Annotated in this window: 16 protein-coding genes; 10 read left to right on the top strand and 6 right to left on the bottom strand. The window is 46.7% G+C overall.

Features of this window, described 5'->3' with window-relative positions:
• Positions 1–7: 7 nt before the first annotated feature.
• From QQL66_RS03310 to QQL66_RS03280, 7 genes are all read left to right on the top strand, one after another.
• Positions 8–1,639 (top strand): acyl-CoA carboxylase subunit beta, encoded by a 1,632-nt coding sequence (locus QQL66_RS03310; RefSeq protein WP_284378730.1) that lies wholly within the window; start codon positions 8–10, stop codon positions 1,637–1,639.
• 25 nt (positions 1,640–1,664) lie between these two features.
• Positions 1,665–2,822: an acyl-CoA dehydrogenase family protein gene (locus tag QQL66_RS03305; protein WP_284378729.1), complete on the top strand. Its 1,158-nt coding sequence runs from the start codon at positions 1,665–1,667 to the stop codon at positions 2,820–2,822.
• 22 nt (positions 2,823–2,844) lie between these two features.
• Entirely contained in the window at positions 2,845–3,768 is a 924-nt protein-coding gene (locus tag QQL66_RS03300) for an enoyl-CoA hydratase/isomerase family protein (protein ID WP_284378728.1), read from the top strand.
• Positions 3,769–3,773: 5 nt separating this feature from the next.
• On the top strand, positions 3,774–5,843 hold the full coding sequence (locus tag QQL66_RS03295; protein WP_284378727.1) for an acetyl-CoA carboxylase biotin carboxylase subunit: 2,070 nt from the start codon (positions 3,774–3,776) through the stop codon (positions 5,841–5,843).
• 40 nt (positions 5,844–5,883) lie between these two features.
• On the top strand, positions 5,884–6,771 hold the full coding sequence (locus QQL66_RS03290; protein ID WP_284378726.1) for an SDR family oxidoreductase: 888 nt from the start codon (positions 5,884–5,886) through the stop codon (positions 6,769–6,771).
• Positions 6,772–6,882: 111 nt separating this feature from the next.
• On the top strand, positions 6,883–7,617 hold the full coding sequence (locus tag QQL66_RS03285) for an enoyl-CoA hydratase/isomerase family protein (protein ID WP_284378725.1): 735 nt from the start codon (positions 6,883–6,885) through the stop codon (positions 7,615–7,617).
• 149 nt (positions 7,618–7,766) lie between these two features.
• The gene (locus QQL66_RS03280; protein WP_284378723.1) at positions 7,767–9,932 is read left to right on the top strand and encodes a TonB-dependent receptor plug domain-containing protein; all 2,166 of its coding nucleotides are present in this window, start codon (positions 7,767–7,769) and stop codon (positions 9,930–9,932) included.
• Between the two features lie 92 nt (positions 9,933–10,024).
• Here QQL66_RS03280 and QQL66_RS03275 read toward each other — a convergent pair whose 3' ends face one another.
• Together QQL66_RS03275 and QQL66_RS03270 are read right to left on the bottom strand one after the other, a co-directional pair.
• Entirely contained in the window at positions 10,025–10,231 is a 207-nt protein-coding gene (locus QQL66_RS03275) for a hypothetical protein (protein WP_284378721.1), read from the bottom strand.
• Positions 10,232–10,340: 109 nt separating this feature from the next.
• A complete protein-coding gene (locus tag QQL66_RS03270; RefSeq protein WP_284378719.1) occupies positions 10,341–11,015 on the bottom strand; it encodes an START domain-containing protein in 675 nt (224 codons plus the stop codon).
• Between the two features lie 696 nt (positions 11,016–11,711).
• Here QQL66_RS03270 and QQL66_RS03265 point away from each other — a divergent pair.
• Positions 11,712–12,980: a serine hydrolase domain-containing protein gene (locus QQL66_RS03265; protein ID WP_284378716.1), complete on the top strand. Its 1,269-nt coding sequence runs from the start codon at positions 11,712–11,714 to the stop codon at positions 12,978–12,980.
• A 69-nt stretch (positions 12,981–13,049) separates the two neighbouring features.
• Complete coding sequence (locus QQL66_RS03260; protein WP_284378715.1) at positions 13,050–14,069, top strand: synaptic vesicle VAT-1 family membrane protein; 1,020 nt, start codon at positions 13,050–13,052, stop codon at positions 14,067–14,069.
• A gap of 105 nt (positions 14,070–14,174) precedes the next feature.
• Here the strand turns inward: QQL66_RS03260 and QQL66_RS03255 are convergent, their stop codons facing one another.
• The gene (locus QQL66_RS03255) at positions 14,175–15,248 is read right to left on the bottom strand and encodes a patatin-like phospholipase family protein (RefSeq protein WP_284378712.1); all 1,074 of its coding nucleotides are present in this window, start codon (positions 15,246–15,248) and stop codon (positions 14,175–14,177) included.
• A gap of 106 nt (positions 15,249–15,354) precedes the next feature.
• Between QQL66_RS03255 and QQL66_RS03250 the strand changes: the two genes are divergently transcribed.
• Positions 15,355–15,588, top strand: a complete 234-nt coding sequence (locus QQL66_RS03250; protein WP_284378710.1) for a DUF1289 domain-containing protein — start codon at positions 15,355–15,357, stop codon at positions 15,586–15,588.
• A gap of 66 nt (positions 15,589–15,654) precedes the next feature.
• Here the strand turns inward: QQL66_RS03250 and QQL66_RS03245 are convergent, their stop codons facing one another.
• From QQL66_RS03245 to thrH, 3 genes are all read right to left on the bottom strand, one after another.
• Positions 15,655–17,634, bottom strand: a complete 1,980-nt coding sequence (locus QQL66_RS03245) for a sensor histidine kinase (RefSeq protein WP_284378708.1) — start codon at positions 17,632–17,634, stop codon at positions 15,655–15,657.
• Complete coding sequence (locus QQL66_RS03240; protein WP_284378705.1) at positions 17,631–18,683, bottom strand: ABC transporter substrate-binding protein; 1,053 nt, start codon at positions 18,681–18,683, stop codon at positions 17,631–17,633. The genes QQL66_RS03245 and QQL66_RS03240 overlap by 4 nt, the downstream gene beginning before the upstream one ends.
• Before the next feature lie 160 nt (positions 18,684–18,843).
• Positions 18,844–19,461: a bifunctional phosphoserine phosphatase/homoserine phosphotransferase ThrH gene (gene thrH, locus QQL66_RS03235; RefSeq protein WP_284378702.1), complete on the bottom strand. Its 618-nt coding sequence runs from the start codon at positions 19,459–19,461 to the stop codon at positions 18,844–18,846.
• Positions 19,462–19,704: the final 243 nt, after the last annotated feature.

Genomic DNA, 19,704 nt, shown 5'->3' with positions numbered 1-19,704 from the left:
AAGAAACATGGCTATTTTAGAAACCCAAATAGATAACCAAGCTTCCGGCTTTCAGGATAACTACCAAGCCTTTAAGGAAGTGATCACCGAACTTCGGGACATCGAAAAAGGCATTCGAGATAACGAAGAAAGCGCCCGAGCCAAGTTTGAAAAGCGAGGAAAGCTACTCCCGCGTGAACGCCTGAATTTGCTGCTCGACCAAGACAGTCCGTTCGTTGAACTGTGCGGCCTTGCAGGCTACAAGATGTACGACGATAAGAAAGGCAACACCGCCGGTGGTGGCTTCATTGCAGGTATCGGGTATGTGGCTGGTGTTCGTTGCATCGTTCAGTTGAACAACAGCGCTATCAAGGGGGGTACCATCTCTCCTTCCGGTTTGGAAAAAACCCTTCGCGTTCAACAAATTGCCCTGGAGAATCGCCTGCCTTTAATAACGCTGGCCGAGTCCGGCGGTGCCAACCTCAATTACGCCACCGATGTATTTGTGCCGGGTGCCAGAGCCTTTGCTAACCAAGCCCGTTTATCGGCTGCGGGCATTCCGCAAATCACAGTTGTTCACGGTAACGCTACCGCTGGCGGTGCTTATCAGCCTGGGCTTTCTGATTATGTGATTGTGGTGCGTAACCAAGCCAAAATGTTCCTCGCTGGCCCGCCGTTATTGAAGGCTGCGACAGGTGAAATTGCTACGGATGAAGAACTAGGCGGCGCTGAACTTCACGCTTTTGAAGCAGGAACCGCAGAGTATTTAGCTGAAAACGACGCAGATGGCATTCGTATCGCCCGTGAAGTTATGTCGTCCCTTCCTTGGAAGGACAACCAAACCAACACGTCAGGATCTAATCATCCAGAAACCGATTACGATGAGCCGATCTACCCAATTGACGAACTGTTAGGCGTCGTGCCATGTGATCTTAAAAAGCCCTACGACGTTCGTGAAATCTTAGCTCGAATTGCCGACGGTTCTGAATTTCAGGAGTTCAAACCTCAGTTCGATCAACAGACCATTTGTGGCTTCGTCCGCTTTGGTGGCTTCGCTTGCGGAATTATTGGCAACAACGGTCCGATCACACCGAAGGGTGCAAACAAAGCCGCGCAATTTATTCAGTTGTGTGATCAGAGCAATACCCCGCTTCTTTTCATTCACAACACCACAGGTTTCATGGTCGGCACCGATGCTGAAACCAACGGCATCATCAAACACGGTTCAAAAATGCTACAGGCGGTTGCCAACGCGCGCGTCCCTAAGTTGTCTATTGTAGTAGGTGGTTCGTACGGAGCAGGCAATTACGCCATGTGCGGTCGAGGCCTTGATCCAAGATTTATCTTCGCCTGGCCGAACAGCAAAACCGCCGTCATGGGTGGTGCTCAGGCCGGAAAGGTACTTCGCATCGTTACTGAAGAAAAACACAAAAAGATGGGCATGGAGCCTAACGAAAAGATGCTGGATGCCATCGAACAAGCCACCGCTGAAAAGCTGGAAGCCGGTTCAACCGCCCTCTTTGGCACCGCACGTCTGTGGGACGATGGCCTGATTGACCCTCGTGACACGCGTCGATTATTGATAGAACTACTGGATGTCTGCAAGCAAGCCGAATCCACCACCTTAAACGCAAACCAGTTCGGCATTGCCCGTTTCTAACGACAAAGATAATAAGGAGCATAAAATGCGATTCACTCAAGAACACAAAGAACTATCAAGAACCATCCGTAACTTTGTCGAGAACGAGATCAACCCGCACGTCAATGACTGGGAAAAAGAAGGCATCTTCCCGGCAAAAGAACTGTTCAAAAAAATGGGCGACCTTGGCCTGTTGGGCATCAGTAAGCCAGAAGATTGTGGTGGTATGGGCTTAGACTATAGCTATGAAATGGTGGCTGCTGAAGAGTTTGGCGGCATCGACTGTGGTGGCGTACCTATGGCCATTGGTGTTCAAACCAACATGGCGACCCCTGCTCTGGCTCGTTTTGGTAGTGATGAACTGAAAGACGAATTCCTAAAACCAGCCATTGCCGGTGAAAAAGTGGCTTGTATCGCAGTGAGTGAAACAGGTGCTGGATCGGACGTGGCTGGTTTGAAAACCACCGCCAAAAAAGACGGCGATGATTACGTCATTTCTGGCAGCAAAATGTGGATTACCAACTCCACTCAAGCCGACTTCGCTTGCCTGTTAGCCAACACCAGCGACGGCAAAGTCCATCAAAACAAATCCATGATTGTAGTGCCATTAGACCTGCCGGGCGTGAGCTTCTCAGAAAAGCTCGACAAGCTAGGCATGCGCTCTTCCGACACAGCACAGATTTTCTTGGATGAAGTCCGTGTACCTCAACGCTATCGTATCGGTGGCGAAGGCATGGGCTTCATGATGCAAATGCTGCAGTTCCAGGAAGAACGTTTGTACGTAGCTGCCATGAGCTTACGTCACATGGACAAGTGCATCGAGAAAACCATCGAATACTGCCGCGAACGCGAAACCTTCGGCCAGCCATTGATCAATAACCAAGTGATTCACTTCCGTCTTGCGGAACTGCAATCGGAAGTCGAAGCGCTACGTGCCTTGGTCTATCAGGCAGTGGAAGGCTACATCAACGGCGAAGACGTGACCAAACTGGCGTCCATGGCGAAACTGAAATCCGGCCGTTTGGCTCGTGAAGTCTCTGATTCTTGCCTGCAATACTGGGGCGGTATTGGCTTCATGTGGGACAACTTCCTTGCTCGTTCTTACCGCGATAACCGTCTTGGTTCAATTGGCGGCGGTGCCGATGAAATCATGCTCGGCATCATCTGTAAGTTCATGGGTACGCTTCCTTCTAAGAAGAAGTAGTAAAAAAGAAAGGAGTCGAACAATGTCATTCTCAAATTATGAAACCCTGATCGTCCTTGATCGCGGCCCAGTCCTGGAAGTTCAACTCAATCGTCCGAAGCTGGCGAACGCCATGAACTTGAAAATGGTTCACGAACTGATGGACGTAATGAACACCTGCGCTGCGAACGCACATGATTCACAAATACAAGACGATCAAAAAAGTCATCGTATTCTGTTAATCAAAGGCAATGGTGGTAATTTCTGCGCTGGTGGCGACATCAAAGATATGCAAGCCGCTCACAGTGCCGAAACCCAAGAACAAAAAGTAGCGGCTTTGGCTGAACTCAACCGTGCCTTTGGTCACATGATTCAATTGGCTGATAAGCTTCCGTTAGTCACCATCTGCGCCTTACAAGGCGCCGTGTTAGGCGGTGGCTTTGGTTTGGCTTGCGTATCCGACTACGCCTTGTGTGATGAAACCGCTGTGTTTGGTTTACCTGAGACCACGCTGGGGATTCTTCCTGCTCAAATCGCTCCGTTCGTAGTAAAACGCATTGGCCTGACTCAAACCCGCCGTTTGGCACTAATGAGTCAACGTTTCAAAGCCGACGAAGCCATTTCACTGGGTATCGCTCACAAACAAGTCGCCTCAGACAATTGGGACGAAGAGTTGAATAAAGCGCTGAAACAAGTACTCAAGTGCGGCCCACAAGCTAACCAAGCAACGAAAGCCTTACTGCACTCAGTGAACGAATGTGGTTCGGAAGAAGCGCTGAACTCGATTCTCGATCAAGCAGCTAAGGACTTTGCCAATGCCGTTCTGAATGGTGAAGGTCGTGAAGGCGCTATGGCCTTTATGCAGAAACGACCAGCGGCTTGGAGTGATGTTCAAGTCAAAGATGTAGAAGATGTAACAGCAGCTGCCGATGCCAAAACGGCCGTAGCCAATGCAGGCCAGGAGTGATTGAGATGAAAACCACATCAAACACTTCCATCAATAAACTGCTGATCGCTAACCGTGGCGAAATTGCTTGTCGTGTCATTAAAACAGCCCAGGCAATGGGCATCAAAACCGTTGCTGTGTATTCGGAAGCGGATCAAGATGCACCGCATGTCAGCCTGGCCGATCAAGCCATTCATATTGGTCCTGCTCCGGTATCAGAAAGCTATCTGGTAATCGACAAAATCATCGAAGCTGCAAAAACATCCGGTGCCGACGCCATTCACCCCGGTTACGGTTTCCTATCCGAAAACTCTAACTTTGCCAAAGCCTGTGACGTAGCCAACCTTATTTTCGTTGGCCCACCAGCGTCTGCCATCGAGTTGATGGGTTCCAAACGCCAATCCAAGTTGGCCATGCTGGACTCCGGCGTGCCTTGTATTCCCGGCTATCAAGGGGAAGATCAAAGCGACCAAGCCCTAAAAAATGCCGCCTTGGACATTGGTTTACCCGTGATGCTGAAAGCCTCCGCCGGTGGTGGTGGCCGGGGTATGCGTTTAGTGGATGATGCCAATGCCTTAGAAGAAGCCATTCGCGGTGCTCGTTCCGAAGCCATGAATGCCTTTGGCAGCGATGAACTCATCATCGAAAAAGCGGTGATCGCACCGCGTCATATCGAAATTCAAGTCTTCGCTGATCAAGACGGCAACACCGTTTACCTGGGTGAGCGTGATTGCTCCATTCAGCGTCGCCATCAAAAGGTGGTCGAAGAAGCACCCTCACCTGCGGTATCGCCAGAACTGCGTCAACGCATGGGTGAAGCCGCTGTAAACGCGGCCAAATCCTGTAATTATGTGGGTGCGGGCACGGTTGAGTTTCTTCTGGATAAAGACGAGAACTTCTACTTCCTTGAGATGAATACGCGTCTTCAAGTAGAGCATCCGGTGACTGAATTGATTACCGGAGAGGACTTGGTGGAATGGCAGTTACGTGTGGCGTCTGGTGAACCTTTACCGAAAACGCAGGACGAAATTCAATTACACGGTCATGCCATTGAAGTGCGCCTCTACGCCGAAGATCCGGCGCAGGATTTCTGCCCTCAAACCGGCGACATCGTGTTGTGGCAACCGGCGGAATTTGAAGGTTTCCGCGTAGACGATGGCATTCAAACAGGCCAAACCATCAGCCCGTTTTATGATTCCATGCTGGCCAAGCTTATTGCCTATGGTGATAACCGCGAACAAGCACGACACCGTTTGATTGAAGGCCTACATCACAGTCATTTGGTCGGGCCGAAAGACAACCGTTATTTTCTGTCTGAGATTCTCTCAACGGACTGCTTCCGTTTGGGTGAAGCCACCACTGCGTTTATTGATCAGGACTTTGCTGACAACCCTTCCATGGACAGCGAAACACCAAGCGCTGAAGTCACCGCTATTGCTGCTTACTTGCTGTCAGGGCAAAGCGAATGGAGCACGACCTCGTTGGGTGCCAAACCCTGCCTGCTGCACGCAGCTGTTGGGCCGGACAACAACTGGCAACAAAGAGTCTTAATCCAGCACGAGATTAATGCCGATCATCAAATCCAAACCAGCGTACAAATCAATGAACAAATCGCTGCGGTGGAAATGATATCCCAGCGTTCAGAGGGTGACCTTGAACATTGTGAAATCGTGGTGGGTGACAAAACCTATGCGCTGACCTACCAGCTGTATCAACGTGGTCGACTCAATCCAGAAAAACATCTCTACCTATCGATCGATGGGCAATCCTGGATGTTCGAAGACATCATGCTGAAACCGGTTTCTTCAGAGGATCAGATATCTGGCGATGATTTGAAAGCCTCAATGGACGGTTTGATTATCGAAACCTTTGTTCAGCCAGGCGATCAAGTCACCAAAGGCCAGCCGTTGATAATTCTGGAAGCGATGAAAATGGAACACAGCCTGACTGCACCGCGAGACGGCACAATCGCAGAACTCTTGGTTGAATCCGGTCAGCAAGTGAAAGCAAGGCAACTGCTGGTTGCTTTAGAAAAACAATCTCCAGAAAAACAAGCTTTAGACGAGCAAGCGCCAGTAGCAGAACAAACAGCTTAGAAAAACCAGCACCGCTATTAGAAAAATAAGAGATAACACAATGTCAGAACTAGCAAACAAAACCATTATTATTACCGGTGCCAGTCGCGGAATTGGTCGCGAAATGGCGATTAAATTCGCCGAACAAGGCGCTAACGTAGTCGTAGCTGCAAAAACAGCCGAGCCACACCCCAAATTGCCTGGAACGATTTTTTCGGTCGCTGAAGAAGTCGAAGCCGCAGGTGGACAAGCCCTGGCTATTCAAGTGGATGTTCGTGACGAAGCTTCCGTAGAAAGCATGATCGCCGCAACGGTCGATCGTTTCGGCGGCATCGATATCTTAATCAACAATGCCGGCGCTATTGCGTTGGCGGGTGTTGAATCCACGCCATTGAAAAAATTTGATCTGATGATGCAGGTGAACTTCCGCGCGACCTTCTTATGCGCGCAGAAAGCCTTACCCCATTTGAAGAAGTCGGCAAAAGAAGGGAGAAACCCGCAGATTCTTAGTCTGTGCCCGCCTCTGGATTTTGACCCACGCTGGATGAAGAACCACTCACCATACACGTTAACGAAATATGGTATGTCGATGTTAACGCTTGGGATGTCCGAAGAGTTTAAGCGCTACGGTATTCGCGCCAATGCACTCTGGCCGCGCACGGTGATCGCAACTTCAGCGGTAGCCTTTGGCGGTCAACACGCGGTCAATGGTGCTCGTACGCCTGCAATCATGGCCGACGCTGCGCTGACGTTACTGTCATCCACTGATATGGAATTAACCGGCAAACTCATCATTGATGAAGAGTTCTTACGTGAAAACGGCGTCACTGAGTTTGATCAATATCGAGCAAATCCTGAAAAAGTGGATTCGCCGTTGATGCCGGATTTATTTGTACAAGAACCCGAAGCCTATGTGGTCGGCAAGCAGCCGCCATTGAAGGGGTATTAAGGCGGGAGACGCTAGAAAAGCATCAAGTGAAGTGCGAACCGTTTCGATAAAGCGGTTCGTACTGAAACCTTAGATGCAGAGACGCCAGAAGTTAACGGAAGAATAAATACAATGACCAATCTGATTCATCTTACCCTCGATGGTAAAGTCGCCACCTTAGCCATGAACGATGGTCAGGCCATCAGTAAGAATGCACACAACCTTGCCTTCGCAACAGAGCTGTTAGCCAAGCTGGAAGAAGTCGAAGCGAATAAAGACATCAAATCACTGATCATCACTTCCGACGATGAGAAGAACTGGTCACAAGGCATTGATGTTCCTTGGTTCTTAGGCTTGATCCAGAAACAGGACTTTGCACCGCTTCAAGCCTTCTTAAGGACCATGGATCAGGTCTACGCCAAGCTGATGAGTTTCCCGATTCCTGTCATCGCTGCCATCAACGGTCATACCTTTGGCAACGGCTGTGTCTTAGCGGCGGCCTGTGATTTCCGTTTTATGCGACGCGATAAAGGTTATGTTTGCTTTCCAGAAGTGGATCTGGGCATTCCCTTCCTACCCGGGCTAGTGGATGTCATCTTAAAGGCTTTCCCTCACAAAACCTTTAATCAAATGATCTTGACCGGTAAGAAATATACCGCAGAAGAGATGCATCGGCTGGACGTCATTGAGTTTCTTTCAGACAACAAGGACACACTTAAATCAGATGCAATCGCTTTCGCCAAAGGCTTCAATAAAAACAAGAAAATCTTCGAAGATCATAAAAAGAAATTAAATGAAGAAATTACACAAGTGATGTTCGAGAAGAATCACCCAATGATTGAAAACAATCGCTTTTTCCTGAGCTGATGACAAAATACCGACAGCAACCAACAAGCTAGCACAACAATAAATGTAAGCTACTGATTTAAATACAGTTCACTAAAGAACGCTTGTTTTATACGACTTTCTCACTATTATGAAGGATTAATGTCGTAAAAATAATAAAACTGAACCTAATGTATATCGCGAACCGTGTTTTAGCCGTTGTTATAAGTTTAGTAACCACCTCCCTTGTTTTTGCTGATCAACCTGAAAGCGTAGATGAAAGCTTTGATGACTTTCTGGAATTAAGTCTTGAAGACTTAATGGACATCAAGGTTACCGTCGCCTCTTTATTTGAAGAAAGTGCACTTGATGTTGCTTCTTCTGTGTCCGTCATAACCCAAGAAGATTGGGAAGCCCGTGGCAGCCGACGCATTAGCGATGTACTCGAAGCGGTCCCATCGGTTCACACAACAACAACCTGGGGTGGTGGCGAAACCATTGCTATTCGTGGTTACGCGACTGAACTGTCCGTCCGTGGCGTGGCGTTTTCTCTGGATGGCGTACCGTTAAACTCCTACGTCTATGCAGCCACCGCTTATGATAAAGCCATCATGGAACTGGACTTCATGGATCGAATAGAAATGATTCGAGGCCCAGGTTCTGCACTCTATGGCACAGATGCCTTTCATGGTGTGGTTTCCTATAACCTGGAAAAAGACCAGGGTGATTACCTGAAAACACGCACCGCCTTGGGTGATCCGCTCTATCAACAAGGCTCCATGACCTCGGGCTGGCAATCCGGACTGACCCAAGTTAACTTCGGCCTGGCCTATCGAAAAGAAGATAACCATCAACTGGCATTCCAATACACAGATCCGATTGATGGCAGCGAAAACGAAAGCGCTCGGGATCAGGGCTATGAAAATAGCTCCGCCTATTTAAGTTTGACGAATGGAGAGCTTGAGCAAGGCATTTTCACCTTTAAAGCCTTTGCCAATCAGTTCAATGCAAATGAATATCAAGGCATCGGAACACAGTTCTTTCAAACCATTCCCGATTACTTCGATGTCGAAAGCACCAGCCTTGCACGGCAGGGAGACATCACCAATAACGATTCAGATTTCATCCTGGCGACGACCTCCTATGAACAAAGCCTAAGCAATGATGTGATCGTTCACGCTCAAGCGTATTACTGGGAAAGTCATCAGGATTGGGAATACGATTCAAACCACTACCCAACAGAGCTGACCACATTGAACGGCGTCGTGTACCCTTGTAAATCTACTTTAGACACTGACACACGAAATCCAGTATTTTGCCCACACACCATCTATCAATCAGCTGATGAAGACCGTCTTGGAGCCAATCTACGCGTCAAACAAGACAATCAGCATCTGAATACCCAGTGGTTGGTCGGATTGGGTTACGATCGACAGTCCGTTAATGATTCACGGGTACACCGAATCACACCCGACGGCTTCACTCGTAACCGTTACGACAACCCATATCAAGGGGATTCCCGAAACATCAGGCACCTAATTTTTCAAGCCAAGACAGGCTTTATGGACGATGCATTGCATTTGGTTTATGGCGTTCGCTGGGATGATTACTCCGATGTCGGGTCACATACATCCCCGCGCTTAGGGGCGATCTATACTATTTCCCCATCATTAACGACCAAACTCATGTACGGCCATGCCTTTAGAGCACCGACGGCCATTGAACGCGATGGATCACAAACCACCGTGCTTCAGAACGAGAATCTCAAACCAGAAACCATAGACACCTATGAATGGGCTTTAATCCATAGCACCAAACACCATCAAACCGAACTGGTTGTCTTCACCAGTGATTGGGATAAAGCCATTGCCCTGATTCCAAGTGGTCAGGGCACATCCAATATCTACAAGAACGTTAACAACAACAAAGCCTGGGGGGTTGAGTTAACCCATACCTGGCTGATCAATCAGTGGAGCACCACACTCAACGCATCTTACGTTGAAAGTGAGAATGAGACTGACGGTTTGGACTATGAAGGCTTTCCAAGCGTCATCACCAATCTGGGCGTGCAGTATCAATTCACTGCGTTTGATGGAAAAGTCGGACTCTGGCAGCGTGCCATGTGGAACTACACTGAGGGCGATCCTACTGAAAATTGTTCACCCGACGATGCCCGTGATTACTATCGAACCGACTTACATTATCAACATCGCTTAAACGATCAAATTGAAATATTCACCGATGTATCAAATCTGTTTGATCGGGATAACACACTACCGTCGTACTATGGTTCTGAGAATGGACTGCTCGATTATGGACGCGTATTCAACATTGGCGCTGAAATCTCGTGGTTTTAGAGTGTAGAGGGTGATGCTTTCCGTCTTGAGACATAAAAGAGAAAACGGAAACAGAATAGAAAGAAGTAAGAAAAGTTGTCAGTAGACAGGAATTAGAAGAACTTCAGGAAAGAACGGGAAAGCTCCGCAAGTTGCTTGCGGAGCAAGTTTTTAGATGATTTACGTTTTGCTTTAACTGTTTTGTCGTGCGCCCCACCCTTTTTCATTAATGGATCCAGAGCAAATGGGTTTCTTGCTTTGATGACAGTTTTCGTCATCGCGTTTGGTGACTTTTTCTTAGCACCTTTGTTCTTAGACATATAACCTCTGTATTTATTAGGTTCGTTTAGTAAATGCTATTCGTTAAAAATAGCGAATTAAAAGAGCCACATAACCCAATGATTTTGTGACTCTTCAAGAGAGCGAAGTTTAGTTCAAACTCAGGTCACTCTCCATAGGAACTTCATCCAAAGAAAGATTTCTTGGCTGGTAAGTTTTCAATTTTTCACGAAGGTTCTCAAACGATGTAAAGGGTACATCCAAAGAAAACGCATTAATCACCCACTTAGGCCCTTCCCCACCCGGAGATACCAAACTGGTATAAACGACCTTGGTTTGATGATTTTCTAGCGGAATGAATTCCCAGGCACCATCAATATAGTCCATACGAATATAGTCATCCGATTGAGCCTTACCCTCGTCAGCCAACAAGAACTTCACAACCACAGAACCATTGTCTTTTTTGTAAACCAACGTTCGACTTAACGAGTCACGATCTTGATATGGAAACGGGAAATCATAAGTGACATACAGCACATAGTCGTACCAGGCGTCTTGCTTAACAACTTCGACTTCATCGAAGCTTTCCATCCATTGGTTCAGGCCATCTGCATCGGTATTGATCGACACTAAAGATTCAACCGGTGCATCGACCACCATCTCTAACTTCACCCGGTTATAACCCAATTCTTGAGAAAACTGGGTATAAGCACTGATGCCATTGTCTTCTTTTTCCAGTGTCCAGCCAGCTGCAAATGCTGAGCTCATACCCGCTATTAATCCCGAGCCCGCCAGAACAACGGATGCTAAGATGTGTTTATACATAATTCACCTTTTGAAATGTCTCTCTTTTCCTTGAGAGTGTTTATTATAATGTGTGCAATGCTAACATAGGCCGTATTGTGAATATCCGACAGAAAACATACTCTCACGGCAAGTGTATGACTCCATCAAATCAGCAACCCAGGTTTCTCGATCATTCCAGGAATCAGCAGTTGAAAAAACAGGCTGTCGAGGTCAAAGCTAACGCCTCACAACCGCAAGAACAGCATGTGGATCCGAAGCGCGATTTTATTATCTGTTGCAAAGCCTGCCAGCAAATCATCACAAAGGATGAATTTTCCATTGCCGTGGATGGCAATAATGAACACATACAATGTAACCCGTATGGGTTCACATTCATCTTTCGCTGTTTTAATCAGGTATGGCATTGCATGGAAGTAGGAGACGCTCAATCTGCCCACTCCTGGTTCCCTGGATTTGATTGGACGCTAATCCTCTGTGAAAGTTGCACAACGCATCTGGGATGGGTGTTCAATAACCATGACGGAATGCGTTTCTGGGGGTTAATATCCGATCGGCTGTCCACTCACAGCCAATCAAGTTAGCCCCTAGGCCAGGTAAAAATTGATAGGAATGTCCTAATTAGTCACTGTAAAGCATCGACAAACAAGCTAGTATTTTCGTAGCCACAGCCAGGGACTTAAACGCCCAATAACAATAAGGAAGCACGTAAGCAGCATGTCTTTTTCATTAACAAACCTCGATATCATCCGAAAATCATTCCATCTTTCAAAGACGGATTTTGATCTCTCTCAAATCACCCACATCATGCCAGATGAAGAATTTGGTGAGCAGGTAGGCATCGATGAGACGTCAAAAGATCGAATCTGGCACGCTGTTGAGCAACTTTATAAAACAGGCACCCAACCCGCCATCACCGTCTGCTTGAGAAAGAACGGTCGCATTCTGCTGCATCGATCCATCGGCCACGCACAGGGCAACGGCCCAGACGACCAGCCCCACACTTATAAAGAAGTGGCTACGGCGGATATGCCGGTTTGTTTGTATTCTGCATCCAAAGCGGTTACCGCACTGATCATGCACAAAATGGCTGAACAAGGCGCGGTGAATTTGTTGGACCCGGTCAGTTTTTATCTGCCAGAATTTGCCAAACACGGCAAAGCCAACATCACCCTACATCAGATTCTTTCCCACCGAGGTGGCATTCCCGGTCTTCCGAAAGGCTTGCCTCTGGATACCATCTACGATGAAGCCCGCGTCTGGGAACTGCTGTGTGATTCAAAACCAATCACCGTCGATGGCAGTAAACTTGCTTACCACGCCATCAGTGGCGGCTTTGTTTTCCAGCAAGTCGTTAAGAAAGTCATGGGTACAACCATTGACGACTATTTAGACGAACACTTCCGCCGACCAATGGACATGAAATACTTCACCTTTGGTTTGGACGAAGAGCACCGCGATCAGGTAGCTAAAAACTACGCCACCGGGCCTAATGCGCCCTTCCCTATGTCCTGGTTAGTGAAGCGAGCTCTTGGCGCCTCGTTCCCGGAAGCAGCGACAGTTTCTAACGACTATCGCTGGATGGATTGCACCATCCCCGCCGCCAATCTCTACTCTTCAGCGGAAGAGATCTCCCGTTTCTATCAAATGCTGTTGAACAAAGGGGAATGGAATGGCAAACAAATCCTTGAACCTGAAACCGTGATTCGTGCGACGCAACCGTTTGGTGAATGCAGCTTCGACCGAACCATGATGATCCCAATGCGCTACAGTGCTGGCCTTATGCTAGGCGGAAAGCCATTTGGCATGTGGGGCCAGAATACTGAAAACGCTTATGGCCACATTGGTTTGATCAATAAGATGTGCTGGGCAGATCCAGACAAAGACATTTCTGTAGCCATCCTGACTACCGGATTAGCCTTGGCTTCGCACCATATCCCTTATTTAGTAAAACTAATGAACACTATTAACCAAGAGTGTGCCTAATCGCTAAAACGAGCACAAAAAAGCAAGCACTAAACACAAGATCATAGTACAAGCCCTAAGGACAGGAAGATGACTCAGCAAAGAAGGATTTGGAAAACGCCAAGAGCCGGTAATATTGAACGTCTGACGCTTCAAACCGAAGATATGCCAGCATTAGCGTCAGACCATATTCGTGTATCGGTTAAATCCGTCGGTTTGAACTTTGCCGACATCTTTGCGATCACCGGTCTTTATTCTGCAACGCCAAAAGGCGCCTTCATTCCTGGGCTTGAATATGCTGGTATCGTTGAGAAAGTAGGCGAAGAAGTTACTGACTTTTCCGTCGGTGACCGAGTCATGGGCGTTACCCGTTTTGGTGGCTATGTTGACACCATTGATGTGGATGTAGATCAGTTACAGCCGCTTCCGGAAGACTGGAGTTTTGATCAAGGTGCAGCTTATCTGGTTCAAACGCTTACGGCTTGGTATGCCCTCAAAGAATTGGGCAACCTGAAACCTCAGCAAGAAGTATTGATTCAAAGCGCAGGTGGAGGCGTTGGTCTTCAGGCCATGAAGTTATGTGAAGCACTGGATGCCTGCCCGATCGGTTTTGTCTCGTCTCAAAACAAAGTTGAGTTCCTGAAATCGATGGGCTTTGAACACAGTTTTGTTCGAGAAGAGAACTTCCACCGCCAACTTCGGAACCTCGATCTACATCCCGATCTGATTCTGGACGCTATCGGCGGTGATATTCAAACCGCCAGCTATAAAGCGATGAAGCCTATGGGCCGTTTGGTTGTGTTTGGCGCCGCCGAATTCACACCGGGTAAAAAACGCCCCAATTACCTGAAGGCTGCGAAACAATATCTGTTGCGTCCAAGATACGATGTGATGGATATGATCAGCGAAAACAAATCCGTTATGGCGTTTAATCTGATTTGGTTGTGGGATCAAATGCCACTCATGCGCGCTTTGGTGAAAGACATGATGGCCGTCGAAATCTCACCGCCACATGTAGGTCATCAATTCCCATTTGAAAAGCCTCATGAGGCCATCGAATGCTTACGCTCTGGTAAGACATTAGGCAAGGTCGTCTTACAGATTCAATAGCAATAACCAGCAAGCAATCAGCGTAAGCAACAAACCTTGAAGGACCGGACACTTCTACTCCGGCCTCCACTAAAGTGACACATTAAATACAGAAACCCGGGTTTATTAAGACATCTGCTCAAGAGGTCTAACTAAACTCCGGCCGCCATCCTTGATCAGGTTCTCATGCAACACATCCACCAGTTGTTCAGACTGCTTGATCACCTGCTGCCACTGCTTAATGCGTGTCGGACCATCGTAAGCGGTAAAATCCTTTCGATCAGGAATGTGCGAATCAGGTAAGGATTGGATAAATGAATGCGAAGGACACATGACCACCACATTATCGTAATGATCCGGCTTCACTCGTCGCCACGGCAAGGCTTTATCCAACCAACCTGGGATTAAGGTTGGAAAGAAATGAGGATACAACACCAGATCCTGTTCCGTCTTAAACGGCCCTTCGAAGTGATAATCCACTAATCCACCATCCCAATGCCAACGAGCTTTTGACCCCGGAACCTTGATGGGTTCCAACACAAACGGAATGGCCCCGGACGCCATCAATGCCGGCGCCAGATTATCAGCATTCAACTGAATCTGTTCCTTCACATTAACATGTCGGTACGGCGATGACTCGGTTGACTGGGAAAATACCACGCGGGGAAACAAACGCTCCACCACTCGACTCGACATCGGGTTGCCCACAGCCGCCAAGCCAATGGAAACCCCTTGCACAAGGTGAGAATGGTGATTAAATAATCGACGGTTTCGAACCGTTACGACGTGCAATGGTCGTTGTTTGTTAGCCACAATATACGAATGATGACTGTGGCTGTCGCCTTGTTTACCTAAAGCATGATCCAGGATTTTCTGAGCACTCTCGGTCACGTCTTTTGGGCTTGGTTTGCCTGGATAATCCGTGGTTGAGTACGCATCTCGTAAACGTTCAATCGCTTGTGATGGATGCTCTTGGGCGTAACAAGACATACGCCACGACCCAATGGACGAACCAATCAATTCAATGGGTTGTTGAGTTTCTTTTAAGAACTCATCATTGAGATACTGATCCAGCTTACTCAGTACTAGCCACTTAGGCCCACCAGACGCCCCCACAATAAGCTTGACCTGTTGAGCTGACAGCCCCTCTTCCTTGATACGTTGATAAGCCAATTTACCTGCAAAAAGCTCAAGACTCATAAAATTCTCCATGAATAAGGCTAAATGTTAACCGCCTGAATGTGCACACGCACTATACATTTATCATCTCAAAGAGGCTAAACTAAATGAAAACGCTGAATACATTATGAAACCAACTCAATTTGAATTATTCCCCGTTCCCAGTCCATGCATTGGAGTCTGCACGACAAACTCCAAGGGCTACTGCCTTGGTTGTTATCGCAGTCGTAATGAGCGCTTCAACTGGAATGATATGACGCCAGTACAAAAAATGCGGGTAATTGATTTGTGTAAAAAGCGCAAAGAAATTGTCGAGCAAAAACGTCGGGAAAAAGCACAGGCAAATCCAACCGAAGACTAATATCGATTAGTTGAAATAGCTGTAGTAGTTCAGGCCAGATATGCCATTCGAGGTGATAACCCACATCTAACTTATCATTGCTTCATTCTGTTCAAAGACGGTTGGTACGCTCAATATAAACTTAGCCCCCATCGTATAAGTCTTATCCAGACTGATCGACCCTCTCAAATCTTTTTCCACAATATTTTTAATCAGATACAAGCCCATTCCACTGCCAACATCTTCTGCACGTGTTGTAAAGAAAGGTTCGAAGATACGATCCTGAATGTCTGACGGAACACCAGCACCATCGTCCATAAATTCGAGAATCATCATCTCTCTTCCCTCAACCAGCTCTACATGAGCCGTAATAATAATCTTTCCGGCAGTGATGTCCCTAAACCCATGAATCACCGAGTTATTGATGAGATTCGTTATGACCTGATCAAACGGACCTGGATAGTTATCAATATGAAGTGCTTGTGAAATCTGAACAGAGATGGAGTGATCATGTTTCTTCAAGACACTGTGCAAGGTTGTGATCACCTCATGAACCGATCGTTCAACCGCAAAGGTTCTACGACGCATACTGGTCTGATCCACCGCGACCTGCTTAAAGCTGCCCATTAATTCATTGGCGCGGGCACAATTCTTCTGAAGTACATCACAGGCAAATTCACAGCCTTTAAGAAATTCATTCAAATCCGATTTCTTGACCGCCCCTGTTTCCAGAAGCTTTCTAAATTGTTCGAGATTCTCTTGCAGAGTGGAAGCCACGGTTACGTTGTTTCCAAGCGGAGTACTAACTTCATGAGTCACACCAGCAACCAGTTCTCCCAATTCCACCATTTTCTGAGAATTTACCAACTGCTCCATAGCCTCGCCTTTTTCTTTGTTGGCCATCAGCAATTCCTGAGTACGCTCTTCTACACGCCGCTCCAGGTCTTCATTAAGATCTCTCAGATCTTGTTCGACCTTTTCTTTTTCTTGGTGCTTAACCTCTAGCTCAGTCAAGTTTGCCAGGATGGTATCTTTCATGCGGGTAATGGCTTCGGCCATTCGCCGTGTTTCAAGACTCCCGACTATAGGCACTTCACTCTCGGTTTTTCCGGCTGCAATACGCTCTGTCGCTCGTTCAACTTTACGAATTGGGATCACCATATAAGTCGCCAACCCAACAGAACCGACAAGAGTGATCAAGAAGATAATGCTGATGTCTCTCAACCATTGATAAAAGTTCTGCTCCAGATATGCGGTATAAGCAGCTGAAGGAAGGGTAATCTCAACCATCCAGGGAATACTGGACAATTGGGTTCTGATAACCCTAACCCGACTGTTCTCCTCATTCAGAACCCAAGCAGGAGACTCCACCGGCGACAAGTTTGCCGCTGACTGAACCGACCCGATTAAATGAGGCCGATTTAAATTCGCTAAGATATTATTTTTTGAATCAAACACCTTTGCCTGAAAGGTAGACTTCTTCAAGGCTTTACTAAGCATTAACTGAATTCGACTTGGATCAATTCGAAGCCGTAGTAAGCCAATCAACTCCCCTTCCCGATTCTTAATCGGTGTGGACGCATAGAGCGCGTACCCTTGAACATCCTGAATGAGATAATGGCTGAAATAACCGTTGTAGGTCTTTATTCCCTGAATGTAATACTCATAGTAACTTTCCACATCCTGGTAAAGCGTAGCGGAAGTATCAATCAGATTATTGCCTTTCTTATCAAGCAGCGCGGCAGAATTAACAAAGATGGAATCCTTGATGATAACGTTCCGAAGCATTTCATGTACGTTATTTAACTGAGCCTGACGATAAGCCTCATCGCCATTTAAAAACCGTCGAAAGCTGGGAATATGACTGTCCGCCCACAACACTTCCAAGGTGGTCTGTATATAGTTATCAAACACGTTCTGAAGGTTATTTTTAGCCAGAATCAAAGAGTTATCTTTAGTCGTTATAAACTCCCGCGATGCCTGCTCCTGAATTTGATAGGTCATAATGGCTATTGGTGTAAAAGTGACCAACAAAAGTAAAAGAGTCAGTTGTGATCTCAGAGTCATTCCAGAAACTCCGAAACCAGAACATCATTAGGCGCAGGCACCCGAATAACCCCAGATCGAATATAGAAGTCATTGTAAGACTTTAATACCTGAGGTAAGCCATGCTCCGTCGTGGAGTCATGGAAGGAGGCAAGATTATCTTCTCGACTCATCAGTCGGATACCATCTAATGAAATATTTTCGGGCCTCTGTCCTGTGGATTCAGCAATGAGTAGATTGCCTTCAATGAAATGATCCAGCCACCATTGCTGTGCTTTAAACCAAACCTTCAGAAAAATTTTAACCGCCTCAGGGTGTGTCCGACGGAACTCTCCAGAGATGGCAATAATGTCAGGAATTAAGCCTGGCGTATCGGCGCTTGAAAACACCACCTGAGCACCCTGCTCTTTTGCCAAACCTACGTATGGATTCCAGGTATGTCCTAAATCCAGTTTCCCGGAAGACAATAGATGAGGAACCTTAGAAGCATCGACATTAACAAGATTCACATCCTGAGCAGACATATTGTGATGCTGTAGCAACTTCCGAATTAATAACTCCCCAAACCCGCCAAGGTTGGTACCAATCCGTTTCCCTTTTAAGTTATTCATGACCTGTGAATCCATCGCTAACACCGCATCCCCACCGGCAGACTCATCGGTCACAAGAATCACTGAGAGATCCGACATTTGACTGCTTACTAAAATTGCATCACCGAAAGCAACAGCAATAGCATCTATGGTTCCCGCAGAAAATCGAGCCAACATTTTATCGGTATTGCCCGGCATGTTCAGTACCAGATCTAATCCCTCCTCTTTAAACCACCCCTTTTGATCCGCAATGACCGCTGGGTAGTAACCAGGCCAGAGATCAATAGATAAACGCATTTTGGGTAACGCTCTATCAGCGCTTTGGGAAGAATCCGAAGGTATGGAGCTTGAACCTTTAAGAGACTCTTCCTTAGCTGGTTTTGAGCAAGCTGACAGTAGCGAAATAAGTAAGGAAAAGACGACAAGGACGACACTATTTACTGCAAACCTAACATTGTTGGTGTTTACGAAATCCAACATTACTGACTTCCCATAAAGTGCAATCAAAACAAAAAGAAAACCATGCCACTTCACTTAGACTAGTACAAAGTCAGGAAGTCTGAACTTGAATATCCGGGCTCTGTGAAACAAGCATAAAAAAACCCGGCCTGTGCCGGGTTTTTCGTGAAGAAAGCAAATCTTAAAGCGATAAATCACGCTCACTTGCTTTAATGAATTCTTTCTTCAAATCTTCGTATGTGTGAACCGCCGGGAACTGAGGAAACTCATCAATCACATTTTGCGGTGCATGGAATAAAATACCTGCGTCCGCTTGCGCCAGCATAGTGGTGTCATTGTAAGAATCGCCCGCCGCAATCGTACGATAATAAATGGTCTTAAGCGCAAAGATAGACTGACGCTTAGGATCTTTCTGACGTAAGTGGTAATTCACAACACGACCGTTTTCATCTGTTTCCAACTTATGACAGAACAAAGTTGGGAAACCTAGTTGACGCATCAACGGCTGAGCGAATTCATAGAAGGTATCAGAAAGAATGATTACCTGGAAACGCTCACGCAACCAATCAACAAACTCAATTGCACCTGGAAGTGGTTCAAGTGTCGCAATCACTTCCTGAATGTCAGGCAAACCATAACCATGCTCATCCAAGATACGCAAACGCTGCTTCATCAACACGTCATAATCCGGAATATCACGAGTCGTCGCTTTTAACTCTTCGATTCCAGTCTTTTCAGCAAACGCAATCCAAATTTCAGGAATCAATACCCCTTCCAGGTCAAGACATGCGATTTCCACGTAATACTCCTATTTGAAACTCATCAGTTGATGTTGAATTTAACGGCTAAATTGCCCTAAGGGACTTACTCTGAGGCGCCCTCATAAATAATGGCGAAACTGTAACGAGTTATTCCATAAAGAGCAATGCTAATTCATAACCGTTATTTCGACTTGTTATATCGATCTGCTATTCTAGGCAAAAATTGTGATAACAAAGAAAACATTGACCGTAAATCGGTCCGTTTTCATAAGAAAAATCGG

It is taken from the genome of Litoribrevibacter albus (assembly GCF_030159995.1).
In the GTDB taxonomy this organism is placed as follows: domain Bacteria; phylum Pseudomonadota; class Gammaproteobacteria; order Pseudomonadales; family Litoribrevibacteraceae; genus Litoribrevibacter; species Litoribrevibacter albus.
The sequence above is the reverse complement of the archived record's forward strand: the minus strand, read 5'-3'. Positions and strand labels throughout refer to the sequence as shown.

Excerpts from the sequence above, each read along its gene's own strand:
- QQL66_RS03270 (WP_284378719.1), bottom strand. The coding sequence starts at position 11,015 with ATGTATAAACACATCTTAGCATCCGTTGTTCTGGCGGGCTCGGGATTA.
- QQL66_RS03265 (WP_284378716.1), top strand. The coding sequence starts at position 11,712 with ATGTCTTTTTCATTAACAAACCTCGATATCATCCGAAAATCATTCCAT.
- QQL66_RS03280 (WP_284378723.1), top strand. The coding sequence starts at position 7,767 with ATGTATATCGCGAACCGTGTTTTAGCCGTTGTTATAAGTTTAGTAACC.
- QQL66_RS03255 (WP_284378712.1), bottom strand. The coding sequence starts at position 15,248 with ATGAGTCTTGAGCTTTTTGCAGGTAAATTGGCTTATCAACGTATCAAG.
- QQL66_RS03295 (WP_284378727.1), top strand. The coding sequence starts at position 3,774 with ATGAAAACCACATCAAACACTTCCATCAATAAACTGCTGATCGCTAAC.
- QQL66_RS03305 (WP_284378729.1), top strand. The coding sequence starts at position 1,665 with ATGCGATTCACTCAAGAACACAAAGAACTATCAAGAACCATCCGTAAC.
- QQL66_RS03245 (WP_284378708.1), bottom strand. The coding sequence starts at position 17,634 with ATGACTCTGAGATCACAACTGACTCTTTTACTTTTGTTGGTCACTTTT.
- QQL66_RS03275 (WP_284378721.1), bottom strand. The coding sequence starts at position 10,231 with ATGTCTAAGAACAAAGGTGCTAAGAAAAAGTCACCAAACGCGATGACG.
- QQL66_RS03260 (WP_284378715.1), top strand. The coding sequence starts at position 13,050 with ATGACTCAGCAAAGAAGGATTTGGAAAACGCCAAGAGCCGGTAATATT.
- QQL66_RS03240 (WP_284378705.1), bottom strand. The coding sequence starts at position 18,683 with ATGTTGGATTTCGTAAACACCAACAATGTTAGGTTTGCAGTAAATAGT.
- QQL66_RS03310 (WP_284378730.1), top strand. The coding sequence starts at position 8 with ATGGCTATTTTAGAAACCCAAATAGATAACCAAGCTTCCGGCTTTCAG.
- QQL66_RS03290 (WP_284378726.1), top strand. The coding sequence starts at position 5,884 with ATGTCAGAACTAGCAAACAAAACCATTATTATTACCGGTGCCAGTCGC.
- QQL66_RS03250 (WP_284378710.1), top strand. The coding sequence starts at position 15,355 with ATGAAACCAACTCAATTTGAATTATTCCCCGTTCCCAGTCCATGCATT.
- QQL66_RS03300 (WP_284378728.1), top strand. The coding sequence starts at position 2,845 with ATGTCATTCTCAAATTATGAAACCCTGATCGTCCTTGATCGCGGCCCA.
- QQL66_RS03285 (WP_284378725.1), top strand. The coding sequence starts at position 6,883 with ATGACCAATCTGATTCATCTTACCCTCGATGGTAAAGTCGCCACCTTA.